This is a genomic window from Clostridia bacterium, assembly GCA_026414765.1.
Lineage (GTDB): Bacteria > Bacillota > Clostridia > Acetivibrionales > DSM-27016 > SKW86.
Genome location: JAOAIJ010000008.1, coordinates 35,381 through 48,132 on the forward strand (window position 1 = coordinate 35,381; position 12,752 = coordinate 48,132).

At 34.8% G+C, this 12,752-nt stretch carries 7 protein-coding genes and 1 pseudogene; 1 reads left to right on the top strand and 7 read right to left on the bottom strand.

The window, feature by feature from the left end; all coding sequences use genetic code 11:
• Window positions 1-213 precede the first annotated feature (213 nt).
• The 7 genes from N3I35_01045 to N3I35_01075 form a co-directional block, all read right to left on the bottom strand.
• Window positions 214-2,355: an alpha-amylase family glycosyl hydrolase gene (locus N3I35_01045; GenBank protein ID MCX8128672.1), complete on the bottom strand. Its 2,142-nt coding sequence runs from the start codon at window positions 2,353-2,355 to the stop codon at window positions 214-216.
• A gap of 892 nt (window positions 2,356-3,247) precedes the next feature.
• Window positions 3,248-4,849, bottom strand: coding sequence for a response regulator (locus N3I35_01050; protein ID MCX8128673.1), 1,602 nt, complete (start codon window positions 4,847-4,849; stop codon window positions 3,248-3,250).
• Window positions 4,850-6,649 (bottom strand): histidine kinase, encoded by a 1,800-nt coding sequence (locus tag N3I35_01055; GenBank protein ID MCX8128674.1) that lies wholly within the window; start codon window positions 6,647-6,649, stop codon window positions 4,850-4,852. It abuts the gene before it with no gap.
• 63 nt (window positions 6,650-6,712) lie between these two features.
• A complete protein-coding gene (locus N3I35_01060; GenBank protein MCX8128675.1) occupies window positions 6,713-7,546 on the bottom strand; it encodes a carbohydrate ABC transporter permease in 834 nt (277 codons plus the stop codon).
• Complete coding sequence (locus N3I35_01065; GenBank protein ID MCX8128676.1) at window positions 7,546-8,466, bottom strand: sugar ABC transporter permease; 921 nt, start codon at window positions 8,464-8,466, stop codon at window positions 7,546-7,548. The genes N3I35_01060 and N3I35_01065 overlap by 1 nt, the downstream gene beginning before the upstream one ends.
• 91 nt (window positions 8,467-8,557) lie before the next feature.
• Complete coding sequence (locus N3I35_01070) at window positions 8,558-9,832, bottom strand: extracellular solute-binding protein (GenBank protein ID MCX8128677.1); 1,275 nt, start codon at window positions 9,830-9,832, stop codon at window positions 8,558-8,560.
• A 260-nt stretch (window positions 9,833-10,092) separates the two neighbouring features.
• On the bottom strand, window positions 10,093-10,815 hold the full coding sequence (locus tag N3I35_01075; protein MCX8128678.1) for a flavodoxin family protein: 723 nt from the start codon (window positions 10,813-10,815) through the stop codon (window positions 10,093-10,095).
• Window positions 10,816-11,070: 255 nt separating this feature from the next.
• Between N3I35_01075 and N3I35_01080 the strand changes: the two are divergent.
• Window positions 11,071-12,537, top strand: a pseudogene (locus N3I35_01080) (IS1182 family transposase).
• Window positions 12,538-12,752 lie beyond the last annotated feature (215 nt).

Consider the following 12,752-nt stretch of genomic DNA (forward strand, 5'->3'; position numbering starts at 1 on the left):
TTTCAATGCAGCATTAAAATTTCAGTTTGCGGGAAATATTTCCCAATAAGTAAATGTTAAACTAAAAATATACCTATAGTCTTATCTGGAAAACCCGGATAAGACTATAGGCTAATATTTGTTACTGCATCAAACAATTGCTGCTAATCCTTTTGTTACTATATATCACATACAGCTATAAATTTTACAGTTAAGTATACTATTTTGTATTTATTAATTCTGCCAATCTACGACTACAGTTCCAGTTCCGCTGGAAGGAGTAGTATAAGTATGGTTTGATCCGCCTTCCCATGTTGCATTCCCTGCTGAATCCTTCTTAATAAACTTAAAGCTTATAGTAGTACCTGCAGGAACGTTTACATCATAGAACCATGTCGGGTACACACCTATAGTACTTGTATTGTTGAATAAAGGTCCTATAGCAGATGCAGGAGCCCAATTACCAAGCTCTGATACGCTACCTACGAGATATACGTTTGTTCCCAATGAAGTAGTAGCATTATTTACCTTGAAGCGTACAGTTACCTGGGTTCCGCTGAGAACTTCAAATTTATCAAAGATATTGCTTGTAGTTCCGCTTGAATTTACAACAGTAACATTGTACAAGCCTGCTGCCAATGTAGGAACTCTAACCTTGATCTGCTCATTATTCCATGATACGATTGTACCGTTTGTAGTACCGAACTTAACCTGACCCGCAGTTGTACCAAAACCTCTACCATCGATTGTTATAACATTGGTTGGTTTGCCCATAGTAGGAGCAGCACTACCAATTATCGGTGTAGTAGATCCGTTAGTATACTGCCATACTCCAACTTCTCCAGCACCTAAATCAAATGCTGTTACAGAACCTGTACTGGAAACTGTTATACTGTTTCCGTTCAGAATACCTGTGAGTACGTCTGTATAAGTTCCGGCCGGAAGTGAAGTTAACAAGCCCGAAATATTATAGCTTGCAGTCTGGCTTCTGTTTACTGCTGTAAGTACTACACTGTTGCCAAATTTGCGTTCATATACGATTACATCATTATTTATCCATTTTTCAGTAGTAGTACCATATGCAAGAGCAGGATTTGTCTTACGGAGAGGAGCTATCTTGCCTATAACCTGATATGCATTGGTAGTTGTGCTGAATGAAGGCATATCTTTACGGTTGTCAGGATCTGTTGAACCTGTAAGATATTGTTCTGTACCATAGTAAATCGTAGGTACTCCGCGTGAAGTCAGCATAATTGCATATGCCTGTGCAACTTTACGCTGATTTGATGATGCAAGTGTGTAGAAACGTGATACATCGTGATTATCGATAAATGTTACCTGATTATTAACTTCGTCAAAATCTGTATTGGTTGATGTAAATAAGGTATTAAGATCATACATGGTACCTGTTCCGCTACCTATTACATTACGTACAGTATTTGCAAATCTGAAATCAAGAAGGCTCATACCGCTGGTATTTGCAAAATCAGTCATTGTAGCATCATTTGTTGTGCCACCATGATACCACTCACCGAAAACAAATACTGGTTTGTTTGTATATATGCTGTTTAGCCAGCTCTTCTGCCAGCCTTTGGGCATATGCTTAACAGCATCAACACGAATACCGTCAACGCCCCAGTTAAGCCATTGGTTTATTGCATCCTTCATATATGTGTCTACAGTACTGTTTAAGTGGTTCAAATCGCCTAAACCATACATGCTGTGGTATATTCCGTTTTCCAAAGTGCTGAAGTCAGTCCAGCTTTCATGATTGAATACATTAGTTGTATCAGTCTTGAATCCGCTGATAAGAGTTCCATTCCTGTATAGTCTTCCGTCTTCAGGGAATACCATTGATCCATATTCACATGTGGAAGTATGGTTTGGAACAAAGTCAATTATAACTTTTAGGTTCTTAGCATGAGCAGCACTTACAAGATTTGCGAAGTCAGAGCTTGAACCGAAGTAAGCATTTGTTTTGAAGAAATCTCTTCCCCAGTAGCCATGATATGATGCTGAATTATTGGAAGGATCGATAGTGGTAATATTCTCCACCGGAGGTGAAATCCACAGAGCAGTTACGCCCATATTTGTAAAATAGTTGTCATTAATCTTATTGATTATACCCTGCCAGTCACCACCATGGTATTTTCTCAGGTTTGTCCTATCAAACAAAGCTCCTGTAGGGTTGTTTGCGGTGTTACCATCGAGAAAACGGTCTGTTATTATCTGATAAATAACATCTGTTGAACAACTTGCAGTGTTTCCGACTGCACCGTCCGATCCTGCAAGAACATACATACTTGATAATACAAGTATAAGAACCACAAGTACCGGGGTAAAAATCCTCATCGCTTTTTTACTAGTCTCGTTCATACATTTACCTCCTATTATTTTTTTGTAGCCCCTAATGGCTTTCCTGATGTTTGATTGCTTAAACGTTTAAGCAATGTAGGTAATATTTCGTATTTACTCTCACCTCCTCTATTCAGGCCTTATTTGTTCTAATAAAATTTGGATACTTGTATTTTTAAAATCCGACAGTATGAATTCTTCTGTCTGATTATGGCCTGTCCAATACCTAATTATCTTTTCTATGCAGCACCGTTAATACTATATTTCATCAAACAAAAACATGTAAGCAATAAATTTCTTAGTATCTGTTCTATTCTCTTGAAAGTCGGTTTTTATGCCGTTACAGATATAGAGTAAGAAATTATTCTTTAGATTTTCAATTATGTAATGCATAGGAGCTTAATGTCAGATTTGGAATATTTTCAATTATTGAATAATTAATTTTATCTAACTGTTTAGTAAATAACATATTTTTCGTTATTAACTAACTATCCATAATATAAAAGGTTATTTATCTCAAAAAAATATAAATATAAATTTGTTTCATTTATAAAGAATTTAATTAATAAAATTAATATTTGAATTTTCTATTTATGATGTAAATCGTATTTTTTTCACTTAAACGATTAAGTATTTTCATTATATAACATTAATATACAATTGTCTATAATATTTCCAAATATTTTTGTATCATATTCCCATAAGTGGGTTTATTTATTATTTATTATGACACAGAAAATTGATATCTAAACGCTTGTAGGTATTTTTTCAGATGTGTTTTTTTCGGGATATAGCAAAAATTAATAGCACCATGATAGTTTAATTCTCATGGTGCTGAATACTTTATTTATACTTTCATACTTTTGCTTCCTGTTTTTCAAGGTTTGTTTCCCACTATATATTTCAAACAGCTTTAGTTATACTCTGATTTCCTTAATTGTTCAGGAGTTATTCCGTATATTTTCTTGAAGCTTTGAATAAAATGCGACACTGAATTATATCCCACCTGAGCGGATACATCACATATCTTTGCATTTCCCTTTACTAAAATATTTCTTGCTTTTTCCATTCTCAATCTGGTCAGATACTGCGAAAACGTCTGACCAGTTTCGTTTTTAAAAAGCTGGCTCAGATAACATGGATTCATAAAATATATGCGCGAAATTTCTTCTAATAAGATATCTTCAGAATAATACTTATTCAAATAATCCTTTATCATTTCAACAATATTGACTTTACTGTCCGATTTTTTTTGAGTAATTCCTATAGCTAATGTTTCAAAAGCTCTTCCAACTTCTTCTTTGATATCCGACAGATTATCAAACTCATCCAAGCTATGCGCATTTATCAGCCTTAAGCCTCCATAGTCAGCATAATCCGTACTGCTGTCTGCTACAATCCTGTTAAACAGCAGAATAAGTGCTGTATATAGGTTTTGAAGGCTGTAAAATGACATATTGGGGTTTTTTCGGATTTTTTCAAATATCTTTTCTATTACTTCTTTAGTTTTTAAATTCTCGTTGTTTTTTGTATAGAAATATATTAGCTTCTCATCATCCTTGCTTAAGAGTTCTTTCATACTAACTCTGTTAATCAAATCTGAATAGCAATAACATGTACTCTCTCCTCCCAGCAAACGGTGTCTTAATGCATATGAAGCTTCATCGTATTGAACTTTGAGTTCTTTTATATCTGTACCGATACTGCTCAATCCTATACTCATCTTCATACAGGTATACTGTTCCAGGATAATTTTAAGTTTATTGGCGTAAACCATTTCCTGTTTTATATCCATGACCTTGTTTCCAAACCTGATTAATATGCACTCATCTTCTTTCTGAAAACTGAAAAAGAAGTAATAGAATTGCTGTTCCAGATTCTCTACGATATTTTTTATAGAGAATTTGGCAGCATTTATATCTCCTGAGTATCTTTGATCTACAACACTATAAAAGCCATGAATCTTTATGTCCAGTACAATATAATTCTGCCGTGCTGACTCAAAATATTTCTCTATGAACTTATTGGATATTTCCTGATCACTCTCGATAACTTTATAAATCTCATTTTCTTTTAAGAATTGATCAGCTGTTTTTAGTTTATAGACTAAATCTTTTGTTTCGAGCTGCTGTTTTTTTTCCTGTTCTATTTCCGATACAGCTTTTGATATAGCTTTATGCAGTACACTTTTATCTATAGGCTTTAATATATAGTCATCAACTCTCAGTTGTATTGCTTTTTTTGCATACTCAAACTCGTTATATCCGCTGACTAGGATAACCTTGATTTGTGAATGTATCTCCTTTAATCTCCTCGCAAATTCCAGGCCATCCATTCTGGGCATATTTATATCTGTTATTACAAGGTGAGGTTTATCTGTATTTATTATTTCCAATGCTTCTTCTCCATCTGATACAGAACCGATGATATTAATTTCTCCAGGATAATCTGATAGCATACCCTTGATAGCATCCCTTATCCATTGCATATCATCAATAATCAGTACGTTTATCATTTAAGCTTCACACTCCTCCACCTCTAAAGGAATCCTGATATAAGCAGTTGTACCGATATTTTTTATACTTTCAATACTGAGTCCATATTTTTCTCCAAATTGCTGCCAGATTCTATAGTGAACATTCTTTAACCCTATATGCTTTTTTTCTTCCGACAGCAGATAAGAGTCGATAGGCTGCCGCAGCTGAGAGTTTATCTCTTTTACTTGTATTTCATCCATGCCTGTTCCGTTATCTGTAACAGCAATAATCAAATCACCGTCTTCTTCGACAGCACTGATTTTCAATAAACCGTATTTATGATTTTTGCCGAACCCATGAACGATAATGTTTTCAATCAGAGGTTGTATGGTAGCCTTCAAAATCTTTTGACTGTTGAACCTGCTATCTACGTCAAAAACAACTATAAACTCCTGAGATAGTCCCAGCTTTTGTATCTGTATATATCTTTTTACCTGCTCTAACTCCTCCTCAAGAGTAATCATCTGCTTTTCCTTCAGATTAAACCTCAGCAGTTCACTAAGATTCTTTGTAACTTCTACTATTTCCGGCTGTTCATTTGTATATGCTTTTGAGCTTATAAGTCCAAGGGTATTATAAAGAAAATGAGGATTTATCTGAAGTTCCAGCGTCAATAGCTCAAGCTTCCTTTTGTTTTTCAGGTACTGCTGTTCTTTCTCAAGCCATTCCTTTGCAGCTTTGACCGTTGCATTGTATGATTCCGTGAGAGACCATAATTCTCTTGTATTGGCTTTATTGATTATGGTATTGAATTCCTTGCTCTTTTTAAAAGCTGCCATTGCTTTTTCCAGCTTGGATACCGGTTTTGATATACGGTAGGCAATATTTGCGCTCAAAACTATTGCTAAAGCAACTATCAGTAGTGTAACTTTCCAATAATCCCCTGAATTTTTTGCAGCACTTTGATTGATAAGTGTCATCGGAACATATTCTACAACAGTAAGCCCCGCATAATCAGAATAACTTGATACCAGCAGATACTTACTGCCTGTTATTTCAGATTTGAAAACAGAATTCTTTTCAAAGGTCAGATTAATAACTTCCTTAAGATCTTCTTCCTTAACATTATTTTTTTCTGAATGGTAAAGAATCTTACTACCGTTATGGACAAAAACACTCATACGGTTATCTGAATTTATATTTTCAAAGAGCTTTTCAAAAATTCTGTAGCTGATATTTGTAGCGATATACCCTAGATACTTGTGCGTATAAGGATCATGACACGCTCTTCCGATAGTTATTACATCTTTTACCGAGCTTACATAATTATAATGTCCTATAAGCATCATGAATAAATCCCTGGGGGCATTATGAGCATGGGCTTCAAGTTTGGCTTTTTGCTCAATGAAAGGATTGGTTTCAGGCGCAAAATCAGGCACACCGTATTCATAACCTTCCGCAGTATGTACAAATACCGACATTATGTTCTCATTTATAGCCATAGCAGTATTCATGTAATTTGTTATTTTGAAATTATTATCATAGTACTCCTTGTCGTATGCTTCTTTTGAAGGTTTCTTGCGTTTGATAATTTTTAGCAGATCTGTATCATATATATAGAAGAACTGCATCCTGTCTATATCGCGAATAGATTTTTCTATATTTTTATTCATCTGATCGGTTACCTGCTGCATGAACTGCACGAATTGAGCCTCTGTTGTTTTTGATATCTGTTTACTGTGGATGAAAACAACAAAAATCAATGGGATGATTATTATAGTACAAAATGCCAGGATCAATTCATATTGCAATTTAAGAGAAGGACCTTTTTTCAGCATAGTTACTCTCCCTCAAAAAACAGCTTCTATATCTAGAATACAATAATTTGAATCTTTTAACAATCAGCCTTTGATAGCACCTTCAGATATTCCGTTTATTATATACTTCTGGCAGAACAGATACAAAATGATTGGTGGAATCAGTGCAGTCAAATATGAAGCAAACGCAAGGTTATAATCGGTAGTATACTTTGTTGTAAAGTTGAACTGAAACAGAGGTAGTGTATAATTATCTATATCCTTGCTCAAAATAAGCAGTGGCAATAAAAAGTCATTCCATATCCACAAAACAGTCAGAACTGCCACAGTTGCTGTTATGGTTTTCAGCAAAGGAAGTACTACCCTGAAAAATACTCCGAAACGCGTACAACCATCAATAATTGCTGCTTCTTCCAATTCCAGAGGTATGTTTTTAATGAAACCACCGTATAAAAATATGTTATTTGGAAAACTAAACAGAATATATAGAAATATCAATCCGGGTATACTCATCATATTGTAGTTTGACACTGTTTTAATCAAAGGAAGCATTAATACCTGGAACGGAATGAACATAGCGATAATAAAATAGAAGTATATAAATTTATAAAAACGCTTACGTTCATTCCTTACAATGAAATAAGCTACCATCGCATTAAAAAGTATTGCAATAACTGTTGCTATTACAGTTATAATAAATGAATTTTTAATAGCCGGCAGATAATTACCCATCTCAATTACTTTTTTGAAATTGTCAAAGTTTAGTGTTTTAGGCAAAGCAACAAAGGATGCCGAAGACTCCTCCATTGTCTTAAAAGGTGTTACTAGTGTAAGATACATTGGGAACAGAATAACAAAGCTTACACATGTAAGGATGAAGTATGTTATTATCTTAGCTGGGTTAAATCTTGATACCATTAGTATTCCACCTCTCTTTTCCTCAGATAAACAATCTGCGTCACTGCTATCAAAACAAACATAATAAACAGTATTACACTGGATGCAGATCCAAAGCCGATTTTTGTAGATGAGTACCCTTTACTGAAAATGAACAGTACGATAGATTCAGTCGCTACTCCTGGTCCTCCGCCTGTAAGTGCAACAATATAGTCGAAAACCGACAGGCCTCCTCTGATATTCAGTATAAGGTTAATTGTTATAGATGGAATAATCAACGGTAATGTGATATTTGTCAGTATCTTACGGGTATTGGCACCCTCCACCCTTGCACACTCATAGATGGATATGGGAACAGTCTGCAAGCCTGCAAGATAGACAACTATCGTCATGGCAATTCCCTGCCACACGTTTACAATTATTATCCCCCACATGGCCAGTTTTTCATCTCCAAGAATATTTGTTTGAAGAGCTGTAATATTCAGTGCCTTTCCGATAGAAGGGAAAAAATAGTAATAAAGGTTATTAAATATATAACCTATTGTTAACAGACTTAATACGGCAGGAAAAAAGAAAATCCCGCGGAAAGTATTCCTGAATTTTATTTTCTGATTTAGCAGTAAAGCTATAAAGAATCCAATGATATTTACAAGTAACGATACAATCACCGAATATTTCAGGGTAAAAATGATTGAATTCCAGAAACGTTCATCTGTAAGAGCATTTTTATAATTGTCCAGACCTATAAATTTATAGTTAATATCAATACCATTCCAATTTGTTAAACTATATATAAAGCCCTTAATAACCGGAACGTGGAAAAACATAAAAAATAATACTGCAAAAGGAACAATAACCAGTAATGGTATACCATCCTCTGCCACTAACTTCTTCAGTGTATATTTTGATTTAACTCTTTTATTAACCGGCTTTACTTTCATTCTGATTCCTCCTGTAACACAAAGGAGATGCTTTTTGCACATCTCCTTTGTATCAATTTTGACAGTACAATTTAAGTTTTGAAGACCTGCCTTACTTCTGGATATCCTTAAACATTTTATCCATCTGTTTTGAGAAAGAATCTACATCTTTCTTTGCTATGTACATCTGAATTAGTTTTGAATACTCGTCATTTGCTCCTGCAGGCCAGAAGTGGTTAGGCCAGTTAAATACTTTTCCTTTTTCGAACATTGACTGCAAACCTTCGGAAGCAGGATCATTAAGTTTTACACCCTGGATTGCCGACAGGTTCTTATCCATATCAGTATACATTTGAGCGATTTCCTGAGAAGCTACAAAAGCTACAAATGTCTTACATGCTTCAGGATTCTTTGTCTTTGCTGCGATGTTTAATCCTACGTCTATACCTGATACTACCTTGACATCATCCGGATTGTTTGTTGCAGGAAGTGCAAATGATCCCAGGTCAATATCTGCTTTTGCCTTCTTTACAGATGGTACAACCCACAAGCCCTGAAGCATCATAGCAGCTTTTCCGTTTGCAAACTCCTGAACACCCTGATCATAGCCTGCACCTTTTGCATCGGGCTGTGCATATTCACAAAGCTTCAAAGTCTTTTCGGAAAGCTCTTTCCATTCCTTACTATCTGCTAAAGTAGCTTCGCCCTTTATTACCTTATCAAAATAATCCTTTGAAACCATCTGTCCCATCAATTCCTGGTTGAATGTAGTAATTGTCCATGCATCTTTTAATGTAAGCTCTATTGGTATGATATTCTTTGACTTAAGTGTTTCACAGACATTAATAAATTCATCCCATGTTGTAGGTACCTGAACACCGGCATCTGCAAAAATCTTTTTATTGTATATTACACCGGCAGCATTCATTGAAATAGGAACTCCATACATTTTGCCGTCAAATTCAAATAGTTTCTGTATTTCCGGAATTGAGTTTTTTACAAACTCTTCGTTTGTAACATCCATGATAAATCCATTCTTTACATAGCTCTTATACTCTTCACTGGTTGGCCATCTGAGGTAAATATCGGGGAAATCGTTGCTTGCTACCCTTGCCTGCATGACCTGAACGTCGTTTGCAGCTGTATTCTGTTTTACTTGGATATCAGGGTACTTTTCATTGAATTTCTTAATTATTGCATTAAAAGTATCAACAGCTTCCCGTTTTGGCTGGAAGAATTCTATTGTCACTTTCTGACTTTTGACTGCCTGCTCGGATTTAGTTTCTTCACTTGATGTTGTTGATTCGTCAGTGGAAGCACCACAACCGGCCGCACTTACGGATAACAGTAATGCAAGCCCTAATGCAAGAAATTTTTTTGCTTTCATTATTTAATCCCTCCGTTTAATTTATAGTTTACGATGAAATAATATCAAAATCAAATAATAAACAATATAATATTTCTTAGTAGTTGTATATAAGATTTTATAGTCATTGTGCCTGCATGTGCAATAAATGGTAATTGCAGGAGTTACTGGTATGCTATGTTATTCATTGCGTACACCTCCTTTTCCAGGCATCAAAAAAACCGCTGCCCCAATTGACAACGGTTTATACTATATATTTATTCTCTTTACTGCCCCAATTCTTAACCTTTAAACGGACTGTTTAACCCTGAGAACCAACCTTTCTCCACCCAATATTTCTTATCAAGCGAAGAATCATTATCATACTTTTTCATAAGCATTTTTCGAACATAAAACATCATTCTGATAATGAAATATGGATAATGTTTTTTCCCTTCCGCTACTTCTTTATAAAATCTGATAGCTTTCTTCTTAATCTGAAATTCTATTTTCTCCTTTTTTTCTGCCTTCATATTCATCCATTCATCCCCAAATGTAGCAAAGCTAAATGAATATATTCTATTTATTCCCCAGTACTTCAAACTGGTACTTATTGTTTTTATCGCATCCTTTGCTCCAGCACCAACTGTTGAAGAAATTATAAAAGCCTTTTTTGAAAACATTTCTGTTTTTGCTCTATGGACAAGAAAAATAAAAGCGAAGTGATCAAGAAACGACTTCATGCACCCACTGGTTTGAAGCGCAAACACTGGAGTTGTAAAAATCAGTGCATCGGCTGAAACCATTTGCTCTAAAATCGGTAGAGTATAATTTGCATGTGGACATTTCTCCTCCCCTTTTAAAAAGCATGCCATACAACCACAACAGAATTCCGGCATATCCTTTGGCAAATAATATTCTACAAACTCTATTTCTCCCTGTTTTTGCATTTCTTCTTTAAATGATTGAGTAGCTCGATATGTATTACCTTTTCGCGGACTTCCATGAACTATTACTATTTTCATATCTATCTCCTATATGCTTTTAACAAAGTAGTGCATCTCCATTTTACCACATACCGACGATAAAACAATTAAAATCTACGGGATTCACTATAGCCCGGAAAATCCTTCTGAAACTCAGGGACGGTTCGAAACCACTGAAAAAGTCATTATAAAATATAACAAATTATACAATAATATGCATAAAGTTATATAAAAATCCCCTCCCAAATGGTATAATTAAGTTGCGACAAAACACACCAAAGGAGGGGATTTTACGTGCTCAAAAAAGAGCAAAAGCAATTAAGCTTGTATTCAATATTATACGATAAAATTCCAAAAAATCATATACTCAAATCAATAAATAATGCAGTTGACTTCAATTTCATAAATGAACTTTTAGAAAACTCATACTGCAAATACTATGGGAGACCTGCAAAAGAACCTGAAATGATGGCTAAATTGCTGATTCTACAGTATTTGTATACTCTCTCAGATGTCCAAGTCATAGAAGAAACAATGGTAAATCTGGCATACATGTGGTTTATTGGTATAAACCCTGAAGAAGAGCTTCCAGACCCAAGCCTGTTAGCAAAGTTCAGAACCCAAAGACTAAAAGAAACAACACTGGACGAGATAATCAAGGAAGTTGTAAAACAGTGTGTTGAAAAAGGAACAATAAAAGGAACTGGGATAAGTGTTGATTGTACTCATACAGAAGCAAATACCATAAAGAAAGTTCCTGAGAGGATTATGAAGCATCTTGCTAAGAAAATTCTCAAAAACCTTAACGAAGAAAATGGGATTATTCCAGAACAGGTAGACGAAAATATTCCAAACTACAAGGAAATAGAAGATCATACGCAAGCAAAAGAAACCATGAAAAATTACCTGGAAAAGCTTATAGCAGAAGTAAAAAGTGAGGCCGATATATCAACATTAACAAAAACAAAAAGCGCAATAGAAAAAGCTGAAGAAATATTGCAAGATAATAAATTCATTCAACAAAAAGGAATACGTTCGTTGGTGGATGAAGATGCCAGAGTAGGCTACAAGTCAAAAACAGAAAGCTTTTTCGGATATAAAGTAGAATTTGCAATGATACCGGAAGAAAGGATAATTACAGCAGTAGGTGTTCACGATGGAGCTTACGTGGATGGTAATGATTATGAAAGATTATACATTAATACTAAAGAATGCGGTATAGAAATAAAAGAAGCATATGGAGACAAAGCGTATTTCAGAAAACCGATACTTGATATATTAGAAAGTGATAACGTGGAAGCAATTATTCCTGTAAGTGAGACAGTGTATCGTGTGGATGAAAGCAGATATAACTATAACAAAGATTCAGACCAATGGTTTTGCGAATGCGGAAACTATACAGTAGATAAGAAGAAAGCTACACGAAAAGATGGGCGGCAGTTTTTAGAATACAAATTTGAAAAAGAGACATGCCTAAATTGTCCAAAACGTAAGGAATGCATCAATGGGAATAGTATAGCAAGGAAATTGGTACTTGGCTTGAATACTCCAGAGTTTTACGAATATAGCCAAAAGGTAAAGGCTCCTGAGTTTTTAGAAAAGTACAAAAAGAGGGCTAGCCAAGAATGGAAAAATGGAGAAATGAAAAGGTTTCATGGAATGGACCGTGCCAGAGGCTATGGTCTTAAAAGTATGCTAACGCAAGCAAAATTAACGGCATTAGCAGTAAATTTAAAGAGGATAGCAAGACTGCTAACCTCTTATTTTGACACAATATGTTATTATATGGTAAATCGGTTTGGAGTTTCGTTAAAAAATCAAAATTGTTTATATGGTGCCAGCTAAAAACAGGCCTTTTTCAGTGGTTTCGAACTGTCCCTATGTATCTAACTAAGTTGATTCTGTGAAATATAAGAAATATTTTTTAATAGAATAATGTTTGTATTGACAAAGGGAGATTTTCATACTATATTAGT